Raw genomic sequence first — 19,306 nt, forward strand, 5'->3', positions numbered from 1 at the left:
CGAGCAAGCTGGCGCCTGCAACGCATGATTCGCTTATAAACGAATTTATCGATAGTTTATAGCAGTTATTTGCGCTTTTTCATCGATATGGCAATGTTTAACCTTCACTCCATCGACTTACAGCATTCTTAGATGGAGGTTACATCCCATGTCCCGCGTTCTGATCATCGAAAGCAGCGCACGTCAGCAAGACTCGGTTTCCCGTCAACTGACCCAGACCTTCATCAAACAGTGGCAAGCCGCTCACCCGAAGGACGAAATCACCGTTCGTGACCTGGCCGTCAACCCGGTGCCGCATCTGGACATCAACCTGCTGGGTGGCTGGATGAAGCCTGCCGATCAGCGCAGCGACATCGAGCAGGTTTCCCTGGAACGTTCCAACCAATTGACCGACGAACTGCTGGCCGCCGATGTGCTGGTGATGGCCGCACCGATGTACAACTTCGCCATCCCGAGCACCCTCAAGGCCTGGCTTGACCATGTGCTGCGTGCCGGCGTGACGTTCAAGTACACCGAAACCGGTCCCCAAGGTTTGCTCACCGGAAAGCGCGCTTACGTATTGACCGCTCGTGGCGGGATCTACGCTGGCAGCGCCGCGGATCACCAGGAACCCTACCTGCGTCAGGTCATGGGCTTCATCGGCATCCACGACGTCACGTTCATTCACGCCGAAGGCATGAACCTGGGCGGTGACTTCCAGGAAAAAGGCTTGAACCAGGCGAACGCCAGGCTTGCTCAAGTGGCCTGACCCTTTAATCGCCAGATAATCGCTGGATGTTCTAGTGACCTGGCGCTACCCCTTCAAGCTTGTACGCGCATCGAACCTCCCTTTGCACTTGTTGCTCCTGAGTGCTGCCGCCCGATTGAACGCTTTAGCGAGATCGGGCTTTTTTTTGCCCGGAATTTTGTATCGTTTGAGTGTTCGCGATCACCGGCAAAAACCGCTATCTTCGCCGCCATTCGAAACGAGGCGAGCATGGGCTATCTACTTTTTGTCACGCTGATCCAGGCGTTTTCCTTCAGTTTGATCGGCGAATACCTGGCCGGTCATGTCGACAGTTACTTCGCGGTACTGGTGCGTGTGCTCCTGGCGGGGCTGGTGTTCATTCCGCTGACGCGCTGGAGCTCGGTAGAGCCTGTGTTCATGCGCGGCATGTTACTGATTGGTGCACTGCAGTTTGGCGTGACCTACGTTTGCCTGTATCTGAGCTTCCGTGTGCTGACGGTGCCTGAAGTGCTGCTGTTCACGGTCCTCACGCCACTGCACGTGACCCTGATCGAAGATGCGCTGAACCGACGGTTCAATCCATGGGCATTGGTGGCGGCATTGGTGGCGGTGGCCGGGGCTGCGGTGATTCGCTATGACCGGATCAGCCCGGACTTCTTCATGGGGTTCCTGCTGCTGCAACTGGCCAACTTCACCTTTGCCGCCGGGCAGGTGCTTTACAGGCGCCTGGTGGCACGCCATCCGAGCGATCTGCCGCATTACCGGCGCTTCGGTTATTTCTATCTGGGTGCACTGGCAGTGGTGTTGCCGGCGTTTCTGCTGTTCGGCAAACAGAACTTCTGGCCGCAAGCGCCGCTGCAATGGGGCGTGTTGGTGTTCCTCGGCCTGGTTTCGACCGCGCTGGGTCTGTACTGGTGGAACAAGGGCGCCTGCCTGGTGAATGGCGGGACGCTGGCGGTGATGAATAACCTGCATGTGCCCGTGGGGCTGCTGCTCAATCTGCTGATCTGGAATCAGCATGAGGAACTGGGGCGGTTGCTGCTGGGTGGCAGCGTGATTCTGATGGCGGTGTGGATCAGTCGGTTGGGTATTCAAAAACCGGTGGCCGTGCGCTAAGCCTCTGGAAATGGCTGCCCCATTGCCCCCGGTGATTGCCCCCTGGGCTTTCACCGGGGGCTTGACTGATCGGCATAAGCCCGGGCGGGCGGAAGGGAGCTTATTGCTCCCATTGTTCAAGCAGAATTGAAACAAATTTTTCCGCTGCTGGAGATAACGATGCTCCCCGTCGATAAACGAGTCCCAATGATCGGTTCACAATGGGTTCTATCAAAGGGATGCTGACCAGGGTTGGATGATCCACGGCAGGCATTGCCAGGCTTGGCATTGCCGATACCCCCAATCCAGCTTCGACCAGGCCCAGCGAAGTTGAAAGATGTTGCACCTCATAGAACCACTGCGGGCGCCAGCTCAAGCCCGACAAGGCATGGTCAAGCAACATCCTGTTGCCACTCAGGCGACCGACCCCGATAAGACGGTAATTGCTGAGTTCGGACCAGGTGACCGAATTGCGCTCCGCTAACTCATGATCGCGACGGCAAGCCAATACAAAAGGCTCGTTGACCAAGGGGACGAACTCTATGTCGGGGTGCTGGCCGCTCATCATGTTGATGCCGAAGTCGGCTTCTCCCCGCAGCACGGCCTCCAGCCCTTCGTTCGCACTGAGATCCAGCAGGCGGATGCGGATTTGCGGATAGCGCTCGTTGTAGAGACGGATTACCGACGGGAGGAAGTAGAAGGCGGCGGTCGGGATGCAGGCAAGGGTTACACGTCCGCTCTGTCGTTCCGCCAACTCTCGGATATTAAGTATCGAGTCGTCGAAGTCATCCAGCAAGCGTCGTGCCTTGGGTAGAAAGTCCCGTCCTACGCTAGTGAGACTCACTCTTCTTGTCGTGCGATCAAGGAGTGCTGTTCCCAATCCCTCTTCCAGCTTTTTCATCCTCCGGCTTAACGCTGGCTGGGACAGGTGCAATGCATCGGCAGCCTCGTGGAAGCTACCAAGTTCGGCGATTTTCACGAAAGATCGTATGTCATTGAGCTCATAATGCATGTGTATGTCTCAGCAGAAGAGGGCGATTAAGCGTAAATCATCCTAGGTAAATCATTCGCTAAACGCAATAATCAGGCTGATATTTGCATTGGAAACATTTTTTAAAGCCTGCGACTCTTGCTCCCAAGACATCAATTACCCCGATTGATCAACAAGAGTCAGTTTTCATGCAACGAATTCCCTGTGTGCTTATGCGCGGTGGTACTTCCAAGGGCCCAGTATTTCTCGCTTGGGATCTACCCGTTGCGATCGAAGAGCGTGACGAGCTGCTCCTCAATCTAATGGGCTCTGGCCATGAGCTAGAAATTGACGGTATCGGTGGCGGTAGCCCACAAACCAGCAAGGTCGCCATTGTGAGCCCGTCGTTGCACCCCGATGCGGATGTCGACTATTTGTTTGTCCAGGTCATGGTTTCCCAGCGTCGCGTCGATACAGCGCCCAATTGCGGCAACATGCTGTGCGCCGTCGGCCCGTTTGCCATCGAGCAAGGGTTGGTTAAAGCCTCCAAAGATTTGACTTGTGTGCGTATTCGCAACCTCAACACCGGGACGTTTGTGAACGCAGAGGTACACACTCCCCGCGGGACAGTCAGCTATGAAGGCGACACCTCCATCGATGGTGTGCCGGGCACTGCCGCTCCCGTGCAACTGACCTTCCTTGATGCCGCAGGCAGCAAGACCGGCAAACTTTTCCCCACTGGACAGACCCAGGACTTGATAGACGGTATCCCGGTGACTTGCATCGACATGGCGATGCCGATGATGATCGTCGAGGCCGGTCATATGGGTAAACGCGGTGATGAAAGTCCTGCTGAATTGGACGCCGACAAAGAGTTCCTGCGCCGTCTTGAGTCCCTGCGACTGCAAGCCGGGCTGGCAATGGGCCTGGGTGATGTCAGTGACAAAGTGATCCCTAAGCCAGTACTGGTGTCACCGGCCAAAGCTGGCGGCACCATTCAGGTGCGCTATTTCATGCCACACAACTGCCATCGTGCATTGGCTATTACGGGCTCGATTGGCTTGGCCACCGCATGCGTCACCGAAGGCAGTGTGGTTGCTCAATTGCTTGGTGGCGTGAGTGAGCCTCGCCTGAAGCAAGTACGGATTGAACATCCGAGTGGCGCAATAGACGTCGTATTGTCCTACACCGGTGCCCAGGGTGAGACAATTCGTGCCTCGGTAGTGCGTACATCGCGCAGGTTGTTTTCCGGTTATGTCTACGCCGCAGCTTCCCAACGACTCGCCGGGTAATTTCCCCTGGTCATTGCCGTTTCTGCATCAGCACAATTCTAAAAATGGGTGATGCCATGAAGTTTGTAAAATCGCTCTACTTCCAGATTCTCTTCGCCGTATTGTTGGGCGTGCTGGTCGGTCATTTTTGGTCACAACAGGCCATTGCCTTGAAGCCGCTGGGTGATGCCTTCATCAAACTGATCAAGATGATGATCGCTCCGGTGGTGTTCTGCACGATCGTCACCGGTATCGCCGGCATGAGCGACAAACGCTCACTCGGGCGTCTGTTGAGCAAGACCATGCTGCTGTTCCTGGCGCTGACTGTGATCAGTCTGATTATCGGACTGGTGTCGGTCTATCTCTTCAAGCCTGGGGTGGGGATGAACATTGATCCCTCCCAGTTGAGCACCAAGGGGCTGTCGCAATACACCGATTCTGCCGCGAAGCTGGGAGTGGTCGAGTTTTTCATGCACATCATCCCGGACACCTTCATCGGTGCTTTCAATAAAGGTGAAGTGCTACCGGTGTTGTTCATTGCCGTACTGTGCGGTTTTGCCCTCTCGGCTATCGGCGAGCGCGGCAAGCCGGTACTGGATGTACTGGAAGCCGCCTCGCACATGGTGTTCAAGATCTTCTCCTACCTGATGCGCTTCGCTCCGATCGGTGCGTTTGGCGCCCTGGCGTTCACTGTAGGACAGTACGGCATTACCTCGCTGGGCTCATTGGCCAAACTGATCATGACGTTGTACATCGCCTGCGCTTTCTTCGTCTTTGTGGTGCTGGGGAGCATTTGCCGAGCGCATGGCTTCAGTCTTTGGAAGTTGCTGCGCTACTTTCGCGAAGAGTTCCTTGTGGTACTCGGGACTTCTTCGACCGAGCCGGTGATGCCGCGGATGCTGGAAAAGCTACAGGCCCTGGGCTGCAAAAAAGGTGTCGTGGGGCTGGTGCTGCCAACGGGTTACTCGTTCAACCTCGATGGTACGGCGATCTACCTGTCGCTGGCTGCGGTGTTCATTGCACAGGCCTGCAACATCGATCTGAGCCTGACCCAGACCGTGACCATGCTGGCAATCATGCTGTTGTCCTCCAAGGGGGCCGCAGGGGTCACCGGCTCAGGTTTTGTCGCGCTGGCCTCGACGCTGACTGTGATCCATGACATTCCCTTGGCCGGTCTTGCCCTGCTGATCGGTATCGATCGCTTCATGTCGGAAGCCCGGGCTTTGACCAGTCTGGCAAGCAACGCCGTGGCCACCGTGGTGATCTCCATCTCGGAGAACGCCTGCGATCGCGAAACGCTGGTGCAGACTCTGAACGGTAATCCTTCGCCCGCTGCGACCCCAACCCAAGTCCAGAACCCGGACTGGGAAGGCTCGAAGGTCACCGAACACGTCTAACGGGTCGCGGCTGGATCGAGACTCCCTAAACACTTCAATAACACCCCCCGCCAGGCACCTTTGATCGTGCCAACTGGCGGGGACGGGGTCGTGCGCCTGTGCGTCGGCCACGCTAACTATAAGAACAAGAGAACTTACCTATGCTCGCATTGCTTGGCTTGGCCATGGTGGTGGTCTTCACCTTCCTGATAATGACCAAACGGTTGTCGCCGATTGTCGCCCTGACGGTGGTACCGATTGTCTTTGCCGTCATTGGTGGTTTCGGCGGCACTACCGGCAAGATGATGCTCGATGGCCTGAAAATGGTCGCGCCTTCGGCTGCGCTACTGCTGTTCGCGATCTTGTTTTTCGGCTTGATGATCGATGCCGGCCTGTTCGACCCGCTGATTCGCAAGATCCTCAAGCGCGTCAACGGCGACCCGATGAAAATCGCTGTCGGCACAGCGTTGCTGTCGCTGGTGGTGGCCTTGGATGGTGATGGCACCACCACCTACATGATTACCTGTGCAGCAATGCTTCCCCTTTACAAGCGTATCGGCATGAATCCGATGATTCTGGCAACCATTGCCATGCTTTCTCTGAGCATCATGAGTGGCATGACCCCTTGGGGAGGGCCTGCGACTCGTGCGATCGCAGCGCTGGGCCTGGATGCCGGCGCCTACTTCGTCCCGTTGTTGCCGACCATGATTGGCGGTGCGATATGGGTGGTGTTCACCGCGTTTCTGCTGGGCCGTGCCGAGCGCAAGCGTATCGGTAACGTTCAATTGGAGAGCGGCGGCGGTAACTGCTACATCAACGCAATACTCGAGGACACTCCACACAAGCGGCCGAAACTGGCCTACGTCAACCTGCTGTTGGTAATCGCGGTGATGGTCGCGCTGGTGATGGGGATCATGCATTCGGCCATCCTCTTCCTGATCGGCTTCGTGCTGGCGCTGATGATCAACTATCCACAACTGGACATTCAGAAAGAACGCATCCTGGCCCATTCGGGCAACGCCATGACCGTGGTGCTTTTGGTGTTTGCCGCAGGCATCTTTGCCGGGATTTTCTCCGGAACGAAAATGGTCGATTCTCTGGCGCAAACCCTGGTTGACTGGATTCCGCCTTCTTGGGGACATCTGTTTCCTCTGGTTGTAGCGATTACCAGCATGCCGCTGACGTTCGTCCTGTCCAATGATGCTTACTACTTCGGTGTGGTGCCCATCCTGGCTAACGCCGCTGCGGCCTATGGCATCGATCCGGTGGAGATCGCTCGCGCCTCGATTCTGGGGCAACCGGTACACCTGATGAGTCCGTTGGTTGCCTCAACCCTGTTGTTGGTCGGTATGGTCGATCGCGATATCGGCGATTTCCAGAAAGCCACCGTCAAATGGGCCGTCCTCACCTCATTGGTCATTACTGCGATAGCCCTGTTGACCGGGGCGATCAGTCTCTTCACCTGATTCAACCCAGCCACCTGTTTTTTCCAGACGCGCCTCATGGGCGAGGTGCGCGATGTCCTGCACTCCAAATAACAACAAAGAGTCGTTTGCTATGAACACTTCGTACACCCAATGGGCGCTGTTTTCAGTTCTTGGTTTGTTGCCGCTGGCCAGTGCCAGTGCGGAAGGATTTCTCGATGACAGTCAACTCAAGCTGCAATTACGCAACGTCTATTTCAATGAAAACTTCCGCGACGAGCATGGCTTGAGTGCGAAAGCGGCCAGGACGGCCAAAAGCGAACGAACCGAGTGGGCCCAGGGGTTCCTGCTGGATTATCAGTCGGGGTTTACCCCCGGCACGATCGGGTTTGGTGTTGATGCCCTTGGCCTGGTCGGAGTCAAGCTTGACTCTGGCCGGGGGCGCAGCGGTACTGGCTTGTTGCCCGTCCATGGTGACGGTCGTGCGGCTGACGAATTCGCAAGCCTGGGGATGACTGCCAAAGCACGACTGGCCAAGACCACGGTCAAATACGGCACCTTGCTCCCCAAGACTCCGGTGCTGATCTACAACGATGCGCGCCTATTGCCGCAAACCTACCAAGGCACACAGATCAGTAGCGTCGATATCCAGAACCTCACCCTCACCGGGGGCTATCTGGATCGATTCAAACTGCGTGATTCCAGCGACAGCATGCCGATTGTCCCTGACGGCTACAGCGGTGATAAATCCGGAGATTTCAGCTATGCCGGCGCCGAATACAAGCTCGGGAAAAACATCCGTTTGAGTTACTTCTACGGTGAGTTGGAAAACTTTTACCGTCAGAATTTTGCAGGTATCCAGCACGATCTACCCTTGGGCGGCGGTGTGCTGACCAGTGATTTACGCTACTTCAACAGTGTCGACACCGGCTCCGCCTATGGCGGCAAGATCGATAACAACATGCTGAGCGGGCAACTGTCCTACGCCATCTCCGGCCACACCTTTGGTGGCGGATACCAGGCCCTCAGCGGCGATGCGGGTTTGCCCTTCATCAGTGGCGCGACTGTCTACTCGTTCAGCAACGCCGGGATAGGTAAATTCATCGAGGAAGACGAGAAGACCTGGATGCTTAACTACGGTTACAACTTCGCCGCCGCAGGTGTACCCGGTCTGACATTTTCCACCCGCTACTTGAGCGGTAACGACGGTAAATCCAACACCACGGTCAAGGAGTGGGAGCGTGACGCCGAACTCGCTTACGTAGTGCAACAGGGGACCTTCAAAGGCCTGGGGGTGCGGTTGCGTAACTACGTTTACCGCTCTGATTATTCCCGTGGCCGGGATAGTAACCGGATCTACTTCACCTACGACATCGCACTCTGGTGATCCTCTGATCGCGGCCACGCGATGTTCGCGGGCCGCCTTTTCAGCGGCGGCTTTAAGGGAATGGGTCAAGGAATTCAATGATGTCGTTCAAAACCAAAATACTGCTGCTGACCTTATTGCCGGTGATGCTGTTTGCTCTGGTTTTAGGCTTGAGCACCCGCGGCACTTTGCAGTCTCAGGCCGAGCAGGAAATCGCTCAGACCCGCGAGCGATTGCTTGAGGAGAGCCGCACCCGGCTCAAGGATTACGCGAGCATCGCTCGCACTTCCATCGCTGAACTTTATGATCGAGCGGCCCCTGGAGAGACCTCCGGCCGAGTCTTGGCGATCAGCCGTTTATCTAAAGTGAAGTATGGTGATGACGGTTATTTCATCGGTTATGACAGCCAGGTTGTACGCCTGTTTCGCGGTGACAGCAGCGAAGGCGTCGGCACCAATATGAGTGACCGCAAAGACGTCAACGGGAAGTACTTGAACCGCGAAATGGTCGAAGCGGCAAAAAATGAAACTCACTTCGTCACCTATTCAGGCGGTGTGGTCAACACCGATAAGGTGGTGCCGAAGCTGGCTTACAGTTTCTATTTGCCCAAGTGGGACATGGTGGTGGTCACCGCGATCAATCTGGACAGCATTGAACTTCAAGTCGCCAAGGTGCGGGCAGATGTTGATCGTCGGGTTCGCAACTTGATGTACAGCATTGCCCTCATCGCTACCGCGCTGATTGGCATTATCGGGGCACTGGCGCTTGTGCTGGTCAAACGCAGTTTACGTCCCTTGACCTTAATTCGAGCTCATCTTGACGAAATTGCCGCGGGCGAGGGTGATCTGACGCGGCGGCTGCCGCTGGTGAGTCGAGACGAACTGGGACAACTGGCCGGTTCGTTCAATGCGTTTATCGAAAAGATTCACAGCCTTGTCAGCCAGATTGTTGCCATGAGCGAGCAGTTGAACGGATCCGTTAGTCGTGTGGCCGATCAGAGTCGACAAATTGATCGTGCCATGGACAAGCAGCGTCAGGAAACAGACCAGGTGGCGGCGGCGATCAACCAGATGTCGGCGGCGGCGCAAGAAGTGTCGGTCAGTGCACAAAATGCTGCAGAGGCAGCCGTCGAGACCGACAAACAGTCCCGAAAAGCCAGGCAAATTGTCGATGGCAGCATCTCTCGAATTCAGGCATTGACCGTTGAGCTTGATGAGAGCGGTATCTCCATGAATCATCTTCAAAGCGATGTAACGTCTATCGTCGCCGTGCTGGATGTCATTCGCTCCATTGCTGAACAGACCAATCTTCTGGCTCTCAATGCGGCAATTGAAGCCGCCCGTGCCGGCGCTGCCGGGCGCGGGTTTGCGGTGGTTGCTGATGAAGTGCGAGCGTTGGCCAGCCGTACCCAGCGCAGTACCCAGGAAATCCAAGCGATGGTTGAGCGCCTCAAGAGCGCTACCGGGGGGGTGGTCAATGCAATGCACCAATCCACCGAAGCCGCTCAAGGCGCTAACGCTCAGGCCGACCAGGCGGGTGAGTTCCTGGGCAACACTGTCGAGCTGATCGCGACGATCAATGCGATGAACGCACAGATCGCCAGTGCTGCCGAGGAACAGACCTCGGTGGCGGAAGAGATCAATCGCGGGGTGCATCAGATTGCGCGCGCAATTGACGCCGTTGCCAACCAGACTCAGCTCGGGGTCAAGACTGTCGACGAGATGTATATGATCGGCAATCGCCTGCAAAGCTTGCTGGGGCAATTCAAAATTTGATGCCGTCTTGCCCGGCGCTTATCAGGACGCTGGGGGCAGGGTGTTGGACAGGACGGGGGCGTGGCAGGCCTGCATTGATACGAAAGACGTGTCAATGCAGGCAAGGGCGGGCGATTTATTCAGCGAAAAAACCTGAACGCCAACGAAATCTCTCGTTGATCAGGCGTTGACTGTCACTGCTTTTTGCCGGCGATACAAGATCGTCGTCGCTGTGAATCCACAAAAAGCGGCAAACATCAGCCAGTAGGCAGGCGACGCCTTGTCACCGGTTGCCTGCACCAGGATGGTGGAGATGGCGGGTGTGAAGCCGCCAAAAACAGCGGTCGCCAAACTGAATGCCAGGGAAAATCCCACGACTCGTACGTTCTGAGGCATCACTTCAGTCAAGGCCGCAACCATCGCGCCGTTGTAAATGCCAAAGAAGAAAGAGAAGTACAACAGCACGGCGAGCAGGCGTTCAAAGCTTGCCGCTGCGGCCAGCCAATGCATGGCGGGATAAGCGGTGAACAGGCACAGCAAGGAAATCGCCAGCAACAAGGGGCGACGGCCGATGCGGTCGGAGAGTGTGCCGCCGATGGGCAGCCAAATGAAGTTGCTCAGGCCGACGAAGAGCGTGACCACCAGACTGTCGGTGGTGCTCAGGTTCAGTACAGTCCTTCCGAAGGTGGGGGTGTAGACGGTAATCAGATAGAACGTGGTGGTGGTCATTGAGGCCAGCAAGCCACCCGCCAGCACTGTGCGCCAGTTGTCTCGCATCGAACGGAACACTTCATTGGCACTTGGGTGGTGCGTGCGTGCTTTGAACGCATCGGTTTCCTGTAGCGAACGGCGAATGATGAAGATGAACGGAATAATCACGCAACCTATAAAGAAGGGGATCCGCCAGCCCCAGGCGGCCACTTCGGCAGCTTCCATGGACGCGTTGATCGTGTAGCCCAAGGCGGCTGCAAGAACGATCGCCACCTGCTGGCTGGCCGACTGCCAGCTGGTGTAGAAACCGCGGCGGCCCGGTGTGGCGATTTCAGCCAGATACACTGAAACGCCACCCATCTCCGCGCCTGCGGAGAAACCCTGCAACAGTCGTCCGATCAATACCAGTACGGGTGCCGCGATGCCAATGCTGGCATAGCCTGGCACGAGGGCAATCAAGACCGTTCCCGCGGCCATGATCGACAGCGTCACAATCAACCCCTTGCGCCGTCCCACCTTGTCGATGTAAGCCCCCAGCACGATAGCGCCCAGTGGGCGCATCAGGAATCCCGAGCCGAATACGGCGAAGGTCATCATCAGCGAGGCGAACTCGCTGGTGGCAGGAAAGAACGTCTGGGAGATGTAGGTCGCGTAAAAACCGAACAGAAAGAAGTCAAACTGTTCGAGAAAGTTGCCGCTGGTGACCCGTAGAATGGCGCCCAGCTTCGACCCCTTGGATCGGCTGTCTTGAGTGGTTGTTTTCATTATGGTTACCCGGTTGATCAATATTGTTATTGGAATGAGTGGTTCTACGATCAGTCGCTTCCGGCGTTAATCGGATTGGGTTGGCGTTTTTCGATGGAGTACTTGAGCAGCGCGGCGCTGCGGAAGATGCCATGGGCGAATTTGCTGTAGGGCATGGTCAGGAAAAATGCCATGACCAGGCCGAGATGGATCGCCAGCAACAGGCCCAGGGCTGCGGTTTCACGGAACGCCAGGAGTGCCAGGCCGCTGGCGCTGACCAGCAACAGCAGCGCGATAAAGCCGCGATCCATGGGTTTCTGGTTTTCGTCGCCGTGTTCGGGGTTGCGACGCAGGTTCAACCACAACAGGCCCGCGGGGCCGACCAGCAAGCCGAGCCCACCGCTGATGCCCAGCATCACCGGCAAACTCAAGACGGGGTAGGGCGCCGACCAGTCCAGCAGGAAGTGGTAGAGCGTGGCGACCCCAGTGGCTGCGAAGCACAGCATGAAGCCGTAGAAGGTGAAGTGGTGGAAGCGCCGCCGCCACAAGGTGAATCGATCATCAGCGTTATTGCAGCCCTCGCCATGACCACCGTCCAGGAATTTGAGCCGGGCGACATTGGCCGTGGCTTCCAGTGCGGCAGCGGTTTTTACCTGTGCGGGCGCGTCGGCCGGTGAAACATTGCGCCAGAAGCGCCGCACGCCAAGGGTCAACGCGAGTACCGCGAATCCGAAAACCGCACCAAACATTACGGCCAGGGTGTTGTGCGGGAAGATCCCGTAGAAATTTCCCCCGGGCATCGCGGTGAACAAGTTGCCCATCACCATCAACGTAAGACACAGGAACAGTGCCAGCCCGGTACCGGCTGACAGCGCCAGAGTCAGTCCGTTGCGCCGGTACAGCTTGCCCATCACCTGTGGCCAGGCGTACTCGGCGTAAGTGTCGAGGCGGACTTTGGCCATGGCCTTGGGCACATTGATTTCGAATTCGTGAGGTGCGGCGTACTGGCAGGCATGCAGGCATGCGCCGCAGTTATGGCAAAGGTTCGCCAGGTAATGGATATCGGCCTGGGAAAACTCCAGGCGTCGTGTCATGGCCGGAAATACAGCGCAGAAGCCCTCGCAATAACGGCAGGCATTGCAAACGGTCATTTGTCGCTGAACTTCGCTTTCATCAAGGTTGATCACCGGAATCAAATCGCTCGGTGCCTTGGGATCAAACAGCTGCATGTCTAAATTCCGTTTGTGAAAGAGAAACAAAGCCTGCCGAAGCGGCTGCCTGTACCCCGGCAATCCGACCGAAGGCAGTACCAATGGCCATGCCGATGCCGGCGGTGTAGCCCTTGCCCAATACATTGCCCGCCATCATTTCTCCTGCGACAAACAGGTTGGGGCTAGGCTTGCCGTTGAAGTGAACGGCGGCGGTGTCGTCGGTAGCGAGGCCTAAATAGGTGAAGGTCACGCCGGGCTTAAGCGGGTAGGCGCAGAAGGGGGGCTTTACCAGTGGGCGGGCCCAATGGGTTTTGGCGGGCGTCAAACCCTCGGTGTGGCAATCGTCCAGCGCGGTGTGGTCGAACGTGCCGACGCGGCAGGCCGCGTTGTATTGCTCGATGGTGTTGACGAATTGCGTAACGGGAAGCTTCAACTGGCGGGCCAGATCTTCCAGCGAGTTGGCTTTAGTGCCCGGAAATACCGGCGGCATGAACCGGCCGAGGGCTTGTTGGTCGATGATCGAGTAGGCCTGTTGACCGGGTTGTCCCGCGACCAGGCGACCCCAGATCGCATAGCGCTTGGGCCAGAAGTCTTCACCCTCGTCATAGAAGCGTTCGCCGTCGCGATTAACCACCACGCCCAGCGATACGCAATCGATACGGGTACAGATACCTCCGTCATACAGGGGGGCGCGGGCGTCGATGGCCACCATGTGTGCTTGCGTCGGGTCACCAATGAAATCGGCGCCCAGGTTCTGCATGCGCCGAAGCAGTACGCCGGTATTGAAACGCGTCCCGCGAATCAAAAAATTGTCTGAAGGCCATTCTCCGCGCTCGTTTTGACCCCAGGCCTCACGGAGCCATTCGCGGTTGGATTCGAATCCGCCGGCAGCCAAGACGCAGGCCTTGGCCTGAATACGCTCGGCGGGAAAACGTTGTCCATCGACATCGCGCTCACTGATGTGGGCGGCGATGAATTTTCCATCCTTCAATTCGATATCAGTCACTTGAGCGTCATAGCGAATTTCGACGCCCAGCTTCTCGGCGCTGCGGAAGTAAGCGTTAACCAGTGCTTTGCCGCCACCCATGAAAAATGCATTGGTGCGCGCAACATGGAGGGCACCGGACAGCGACGGCTGGAAATGCACGCCATGGGAGCGCATCCAGTCACGGCAGTTCGATGAGGCGCGGATGACAAGACGTGCAAGCTTCTCGTCGGTAATCCCACCGGTGACCTTCAGCAGATCCTGCCAATATTCTTCTTCGGGATAGGCATCGACCAGGACATCTTGCGGCGCGTCGTGCATGCAGCGCAGGTTTCGGGTGTGTTGCGAGTTGCCGCCGCGCCAGGCTTTTGGTGCACCCTCCAGCAACATGACGCTAGCGCCGGCCTCCCGAGCCATCAAGGCTGCACACAAGGCCGCATTGCCGCCGCCAATTACTAATACGTCGATCATCATCACTCCTCAATCGCAAGGAGGCATGAACGAAAAACTCCTCGCGAGTAGGGAGACCTTAGGGCAGACAGTTTTGTGTCGAAAGGCGCATTACCGCTTGGGGTGTTTAGTTTTTATAAAGGCTTTGCCGATTGGCGCTCATCGTAACGCCGGGGTAGGGGGGGCATCGAGATCATGGCGCGACGTCGTCGATCCACGAGGCGCCTGGCCACTGATGATCAATCACCAACTGTCGCGCGACATCGGTGATGACCAGTCGCGCCGCCAGGGCTGCGGGAGCCAGTTCATCATCAGGCAGCGTCGCCAACAGGTTTCGTCTGCCTGCGTGAGTGTCGGAAATTTCCACCACTGAAAGTCCCGACTCGCCTTTGAGCGCCGCCGCTGCACCGGGCTGGATGGTGGCGGCATGACCTGCGCGTACGGCATTCATCAATACGGCAAGACCATCCACTTCCATGATGATGTTGGGAGCCAATCCCACGCGTTCAAACGCAGTCATCAGCGTTGAACGCAACCCGTGTTGCGCACTCGGCATCACCAGCGGAAGTTGACCGAGATCCGCCAGCTGCACGCAGGCACCTCGTGGAGCGTGGGGCAGGAGAGGTGAGCTGATGACAAATAGTTTCTCGTCGAGCAGCGGTGTAACGCTCCAGCGCTTTCCACCTTCAAGTTGAAACAAAATGGCCAAGTCTATCTGGCGTGCATTGAGTTGCGTGGCCAAGTGCCCGGACAGCATCTCAACCAGATGCAATTGAATATCCGGATAGCGCTCTCGCATCGCGTTGATCAATGGCAGGGCAAGCACAGTGGCAGTCGTAGGCGGCAAGCCGACGGTGACATACCCACTCATACGCCCACGGTGAGCCGCCATGATCGCATTCTCGGATTGCCGCAAGCACAGCTGGGCATGGTGCAGGAACGCCATCCCGGCGCTGGTCGGTGTGACGCCGGTAGTGGTGCGATTCAGAAGTCGGGTTGCCAGTTCGTTTTCAAGTTTCGCGATCTGTTGGCTGAGAGCCGACACGCCGACGTCCAGCTCGAGCGCTGCGCGTCCCAGGCTCCCTTGCTCGACAATTTTTACGAAATAGCGCAGTTGTCTTAATTCCAAACGTTACTGCTCCACTTCAATTGACACTGGAAGGCCTGATGGACGGGACGGAAAAATGTTGGCCGCCACGCGTTGCACGGGCTGCACAACAGTTATCCAGCCTGAGAGGTTATGCCTCGGCAGTCAACTTTCCACTCAGGGTGAGGGGACACTTGTATCGTTACACCCAACCAGAAAGGCACTGGAAGGGCCGTCAAGCCCTAACCCCATCTTCCGGATCGACTACAGGGTGTACGAAATACCGACTTGAACGGTTCTCGGTTCACCCGGGTAAGCGTAGACATTGCCGAAGGCGCCTTCTTCATAGTCGCGGTCGAACACGTTCTTCACATCGAGATTAAGCCTGACCTTGTCGTTGATCTTATAAAAGCCGAGCAAATCGACGACGGTGTAACTGCCCATCGAAAACGCGGTGTTAGCAGTCTGGCCTGCACGTTCGTCGACGTACTTGCTCCCCACACCCAAGCCCAGCCCTTTGAGGTTGCCATCCTGGAATTCATACACGTTGAGCAGGCTGAAGCTGTTCTTCGGGATGTTCAACAGCCGAGTGCCCGACTGGATCACATTGTCCTGGGTGACTTCGGCGTCGACATAGGCATAGCCGCCAATCACTCTCCATTCCGGGGTTACATTGCCTGCCACGTTCAAATCAAAGCCCCGGCTGCGGACTTCGCCAGCCGCCACGCTGAACGTCGAGTCCACGGGGTCGGTGGTGAGGACGTTTCGTTTTTCAATCTGGTAGATCGCCGCGTCAACATTCAACTGGCGATCCAGCGCCTCCCATTTGATCCCCATCTCATAGGACTGACCCTTTTCCGGCTCAAAGCCACCCCCCTGTCGACTCGCGCCCGTATTGGGTTTGAACGAGCGCGCGGTATCGGCATACACCGCGACAGTATCGGTAAGGTCATAAAGGACTCCGAGACGCGGGGTCACCGCGTTGTTGCTCGCCTCCCAGCTCCTGGCCCCCGGCACAAAGGTTTCATAGTCATGCTCGAAACGCTCAAAACGGGCGCCAGCCAAAACTTTCAAGCGCTCGGTCAATGCCACCTGGTCCTGGACGAAGGCGGCGTATGTCTTGAGATTTTCCTTATCGTGGGTCGGCGTGCGGGTCAGGGCCGGACGAGGCTGGCCGTACACCGGGTTGAAGAGATCAATCGGGTAGGCACTCACTGCACCACTGGAACGCTGGATGATGGACTTGTAGTCGTAATCTTCGTACTCGACACCGGTCAACAAGGTGTGATCGAAGCCGCCGGTGGAGAAATGCCCGGTAAGGTTCAGCTGAGTGTCCTTGTCCGTCCACTCCAGCTTGCGATAGTTGAAGTTGCGCCCCAGCGTGCGCCCGTCAGCTGCGACGCCGTTGGCTTCAATGGCATTGCCCTGCAAGGTGCCATCGAGCCATTGGAAACCCCCACCCAATGTCCAGTTGTCATTCAGGAAGTGCTCGAAACGCAATTGGGCCATGTTGTTGTCGTTGTGCAACTTGCCGACGTCTTTTTCACCGAAGAACGTATCACGCGACGCGGTGCCGATCTGGTTGGGATAGCGGGTCACACCGCGATCCAGCGGGTGATTGTTGCGCATGAAGTCACCCTCGAAAATCACCTTGGTGTCATCGGTGGCCTGCCAGGAAAGCACCGGCGTCACGCCGTAACGTTCGCTCTCGACATGATCGCGGAACGTATCGCCGCCCTCACCTACCACGTTCAAGCGATAGGCCAGGCGGCCTTCTTCATCCAGCGGGCCGGAGGCGTCCAGTGTGCCGCGCTTCATCCCCTGGTCATCGAGTTGGCTGCCCAGCGTGACGGTGGGCACGGCCAGAGGCTGTTTGGAGACCACGTTGAACGTGCCCCCCGGGTCGCCTCGACCGTAGAGCATGGTCGCCGGCCCTCGTAGCACTTCGAGCCGCTCGATGGTATTGGCATCGGGCATGTTCGGATAACCGCGGTTGATCGGAAAGCCGTTTCGATAGAACTCGCCGGTGGTAAATCCACGCACGGTGAAAGTGGTCAGCCCTTGGCCGCCGAAGTTGTTGGCGCGTCCCACCCCGCCGGCATAGTCGAGTGCTTCTTGAAGGCGCGTAGCCCCAATGTCCTCTACCACCTCTTTGGTCACCACGCTGATGGATTGCGGAGTTTCATGAATCGGCGTGTCGGTTCGCGTCGCGCTGGCGGATCGCGTTGCGCGGTAACCCTGCACTGGCCCTTGAGCCGTTTCGTACTCGGCCGTACCGACGATTTCGGTCGCTTGCAACTCTAGACTGGGGGTATCGGTTGTGGGTTGCGCCCAAGAGGGAGCGGAAAACACATTAAGGACACAGATAGAGACCAGCGTACGACGCATCGGGAAAGCCTTGAGAAAATAGCCAAAGGGGACGGCATACGTGCCAATAGTTCGCGGCGCATGGTATATCAAATTATTTGCCGTTGATACGTATTCGCATTTGTAAGTCGTGAACGCCACTTCCGCTTGTACTCATTTGCTGACCAAATGATTTCAGATCACACCGCTTGAGGTCGGGCGGCCAACGAATCCCGGACACCCATTTAGGTGAGAATGCCAGCCAGTTAGAGGCTTTGAATTAGACTCGGGGACAAATCAGGCAACAAAAATAGCCACTGTTTGCTGTCGTTTGCATAAAGAAACTCGGCCTGAGCGCTCGAAACCGTTACCCTATGCAGCTGTTTTTTTGCATTTCTTCGAGGTAGCACCCGTGTTTTCCCAATTCGCCCTGCACGAACGCCTGCTCAAAGCCGTGGCCGAGCTGAAATTTGTCGAGCCAACGCCTGTGCAAGCAGCGGCCATTCCGCTGGCGCTCCAAGGGCGTGACCTGCGGGTGACAGCGCAAACCGGTAGCGGCAAGACCGCTGCATTCGTCTTGCCGATCCTCAACCGCCTGATCGGTCCGGCCAAGATCCGCGTCAGCATCAAGACCCTGATCCTGCTGCCGACCCGCGAGCTGGCCCAGCAGACCCTGAAAGAAGTCGAACGCTTCTCGCAGTTCACCTTCATCAAGTCGGGCCTGATCACTGGTGGTGAAGACTTCAAAGTCCAGGCCGCCATGCTGCGCAAGGTGCCGGACATCCTGATCGGTACGCCGGGCCGGATGATCGAGCAACTGAACGCTGGCAACCTCGACCTGAAAGAAGTCGAAGTGCTGGTGCTCGACGAAGCCGACCGCATGCTCGACATGGGCTTTGCCGACGACGTCCAGCGCCTGGTGGACGAGTGCACCAACCGTCAGCAAACCATGCTGTTCTCCGCCACTACCGGCGGTTCGGGCCTGCGCGAGATGGTCGCCAAGGTGCTGAACAACCCTGAGCACTTGCAGCTCAATGCGGTCAGCCAGCTGAACGAGACCACCCGTCAGCAAATCATCACCGCCGACCACAACCAGCACAAAGAACAGATCGTCAATTGGCTGCTGGCCAACGAGACTTACCAGAAGGCCATCGTGTTCACCAACACCCGGGCCATGGCTGACCGTATCTACGGCCGCCTGGTGGCGCAGGAATACAAGGCGTTCGTGTTGCACGGCGAGAAAGACCAGAAGGATCGCAAACTGGCGATCGACCGCCTGAAGCAGGGCGGGGTGAAAATCCTCGTGGCGACCGACGTCGCCGCTCGCGGCCTGGACGTGGACGGTCTGGACCTGGTGATCAACTTCGACATGCCACGCAGCGGTGACGAATACGTGCACCGTATTGGTCGTACCGGTCGCGCGGGCAACGATGGCCTGGCCATCTCGCTGATCTGCCACGGCGACTGGAACCTGATGTCGAGCATCGAGCGCTACCTCAAGCAGAGCTTCGAGCGCCGCACCATCAAGGAAGTCAAAGGCACCTATGGCGGACCGAAAAAGGTCAAGGCTTCGGGCAAGGCTGTTGGCGTGAAGAAGAAAAAGACCGACGCCAAGGGCGACAAGAAAAAAGCCGCCGCCAAGACCCCGACCAAGCGCAAGAGCGCCAACCGGCCGAAGAGCGATTCCCTGGTCAGCAAGGATGGCATGGCCCCGCTCAAGCGTCGCAAGCCGGAAGCGCCGGCTGCTGAATAAAGCAGCCGTAGCGATCCCCATGAAAAAACCGGACCC

14 protein-coding genes are annotated in these 19,306 nt (G+C 57.3%); 8 read left to right on the plus strand and 6 right to left on the minus strand.

Annotated elements, in window-relative coordinates; genetic code table 11:
• Window positions 1-148: 148 nt before the first annotated feature.
• Window positions 149-748 carry an FMN-dependent NADH-azoreductase gene (locus tag AC1Q6D_RS16290; RefSeq protein WP_047532183.1) on the plus strand — a complete coding sequence of 200 codons (600 nt, stop codon included), beginning with the start codon at window positions 149-151 and terminating at the stop codon, window positions 746-748.
• 228 nt (window positions 749-976) lie between these two features.
• Window positions 977-1,843, plus strand: a complete 867-nt coding sequence (locus tag AC1Q6D_RS16295) for a carboxylate/amino acid/amine transporter (protein WP_103404930.1) — start codon at window positions 977-979, stop codon at window positions 1,841-1,843.
• Between the two features lie 100 nt (window positions 1,844-1,943).
• Here the strand turns inward: AC1Q6D_RS16295 and AC1Q6D_RS16300 are convergent, their stop codons facing one another.
• Window positions 1,944-2,834, minus strand: coding sequence for a LysR family transcriptional regulator (locus AC1Q6D_RS16300; RefSeq protein ID WP_103404931.1), 891 nt, complete (start codon window positions 2,832-2,834; stop codon window positions 1,944-1,946).
• 167 nt (window positions 2,835-3,001) lie between these two features.
• Between AC1Q6D_RS16300 and AC1Q6D_RS16305 the strand changes: the two genes are divergently transcribed.
• The 5 genes from AC1Q6D_RS16305 to AC1Q6D_RS16325 all read left to right on the plus strand — a co-directional run bounded on the left by AC1Q6D_RS16305 (window position 3,002) and on the right by AC1Q6D_RS16325 (window position 10,004).
• Window positions 3,002-4,084, plus strand: coding sequence for a 4-oxalomesaconate tautomerase (locus tag AC1Q6D_RS16305; protein ID WP_103404932.1), 1,083 nt, complete (start codon window positions 3,002-3,004; stop codon window positions 4,082-4,084).
• A gap of 44 nt (window positions 4,085-4,128) precedes the next feature.
• Window positions 4,129-5,460, plus strand: coding sequence for a dicarboxylate/amino acid:cation symporter (locus AC1Q6D_RS16310; RefSeq protein WP_103404933.1), 1,332 nt, complete (start codon window positions 4,129-4,131; stop codon window positions 5,458-5,460).
• Between the two features lie 140 nt (window positions 5,461-5,600).
• The gene (locus tag AC1Q6D_RS16315; RefSeq protein ID WP_103404934.1) at window positions 5,601-6,905 is read left to right on the plus strand and encodes a CitMHS family transporter; all 1,305 of its coding nucleotides are present in this window, start codon (window positions 5,601-5,603) and stop codon (window positions 6,903-6,905) included.
• A gap of 91 nt (window positions 6,906-6,996) precedes the next feature.
• On the plus strand, window positions 6,997-8,250 hold the full coding sequence (locus AC1Q6D_RS16320) for an OprD family porin (protein WP_103404935.1): 1,254 nt from the start codon (window positions 6,997-6,999) through the stop codon (window positions 8,248-8,250).
• Between the two features lie 80 nt (window positions 8,251-8,330).
• Window positions 8,331-10,004 carry a methyl-accepting chemotaxis protein gene (locus tag AC1Q6D_RS16325; protein ID WP_103404936.1) on the plus strand — a complete coding sequence of 558 codons (1,674 nt, stop codon included), beginning with the start codon at window positions 8,331-8,333 and terminating at the stop codon, window positions 10,002-10,004.
• Between the two features lie 159 nt (window positions 10,005-10,163).
• On the opposite strand, the gene AC1Q6D_RS16330 is transcribed toward AC1Q6D_RS16325, so the two are convergent.
• The 5 genes from AC1Q6D_RS16330 to AC1Q6D_RS16350 form a co-directional block, all read right to left on the minus strand.
• Complete coding sequence (locus AC1Q6D_RS16330) at window positions 10,164-11,459, minus strand: MFS transporter (RefSeq protein WP_103404937.1); 1,296 nt, start codon at window positions 11,457-11,459, stop codon at window positions 10,164-10,166.
• Between the two features lie 50 nt (window positions 11,460-11,509).
• Window positions 11,510-12,667 carry a tricarballylate utilization 4Fe-4S protein TcuB gene (gene tcuB, locus AC1Q6D_RS16335; protein WP_103404938.1) on the minus strand — a complete coding sequence of 386 codons (1,158 nt, stop codon included), beginning with the start codon at window positions 12,665-12,667 and terminating at the stop codon, window positions 11,510-11,512.
• Entirely contained in the window at window positions 12,654-14,105 is a 1,452-nt protein-coding gene (gene tcuA, locus AC1Q6D_RS16340; RefSeq protein ID WP_047538994.1) for an FAD-dependent tricarballylate dehydrogenase TcuA, read from the minus strand. Before tcuA ends, tcuB begins: the two co-directional genes overlap by 14 nt.
• 172 nt (window positions 14,106-14,277) lie before the next feature.
• Complete coding sequence (locus AC1Q6D_RS16345; RefSeq protein WP_103404939.1) at window positions 14,278-15,213, minus strand: LysR family transcriptional regulator; 936 nt, start codon at window positions 15,211-15,213, stop codon at window positions 14,278-14,280.
• A 222-nt stretch (window positions 15,214-15,435) separates the two neighbouring features.
• Window positions 15,436-17,559 carry a TonB-dependent siderophore receptor gene (locus AC1Q6D_RS16350; protein ID WP_103404940.1) on the minus strand — a complete coding sequence of 708 codons (2,124 nt, stop codon included), beginning with the start codon at window positions 17,557-17,559 and terminating at the stop codon, window positions 15,436-15,438.
• A gap of 370 nt (window positions 17,560-17,929) precedes the next feature.
• Between AC1Q6D_RS16350 and AC1Q6D_RS16355 the strand changes: the two genes are divergently transcribed.
• Complete coding sequence (locus AC1Q6D_RS16355) at window positions 17,930-19,270, plus strand: DEAD/DEAH box helicase (protein ID WP_103404941.1); 1,341 nt, start codon at window positions 17,930-17,932, stop codon at window positions 19,268-19,270.
• Window positions 19,271-19,306 lie beyond the last annotated feature (36 nt).

It is taken from the genome of Pseudomonas sp. MT92, assembly GCF_058792515.1.

Coding starts and splice junctions, on each gene's coding strand:
- AC1Q6D_RS16290 (WP_047532183.1), top strand. CDS start 149: ATGTCCCGCGTTCTGATCATCGAAAGCAGCGCACGTCAGCAAGACTCG.
- AC1Q6D_RS16295 (WP_103404930.1), top strand. CDS start 977: ATGGGCTATCTACTTTTTGTCACGCTGATCCAGGCGTTTTCCTTCAGT.
- AC1Q6D_RS16300 (WP_103404931.1), bottom strand. CDS start 2,834: ATGCATTATGAGCTCAATGACATACGATCTTTCGTGAAAATCGCCGAA.
- AC1Q6D_RS16305 (WP_103404932.1), top strand. CDS start 3,002: ATGCAACGAATTCCCTGTGTGCTTATGCGCGGTGGTACTTCCAAGGGC.
- AC1Q6D_RS16310 (WP_103404933.1), top strand. CDS start 4,129: ATGGGTGATGCCATGAAGTTTGTAAAATCGCTCTACTTCCAGATTCTC.
- AC1Q6D_RS16315 (WP_103404934.1), top strand. CDS start 5,601: ATGCTCGCATTGCTTGGCTTGGCCATGGTGGTGGTCTTCACCTTCCTG.
- AC1Q6D_RS16320 (WP_103404935.1), top strand. CDS start 6,997: ATGAACACTTCGTACACCCAATGGGCGCTGTTTTCAGTTCTTGGTTTG.
- AC1Q6D_RS16325 (WP_103404936.1), top strand. CDS start 8,331: ATGTCGTTCAAAACCAAAATACTGCTGCTGACCTTATTGCCGGTGATG.
- AC1Q6D_RS16330 (WP_103404937.1), bottom strand. CDS start 11,459: ATGAAAACAACCACTCAAGACAGCCGATCCAAGGGGTCGAAGCTGGGC.
- tcuB (WP_103404938.1), bottom strand. CDS start 12,667: ATGCAGCTGTTTGATCCCAAGGCACCGAGCGATTTGATTCCGGTGATC.
- tcuA (WP_047538994.1), bottom strand. CDS start 14,105: ATGATCGACGTATTAGTAATTGGCGGCGGCAATGCGGCCTTGTGTGCA.
- AC1Q6D_RS16350 (WP_103404940.1), bottom strand. CDS start 17,559: ATGCGTCGTACGCTGGTCTCTATCTGTGTCCTTAATGTGTTTTCCGCT.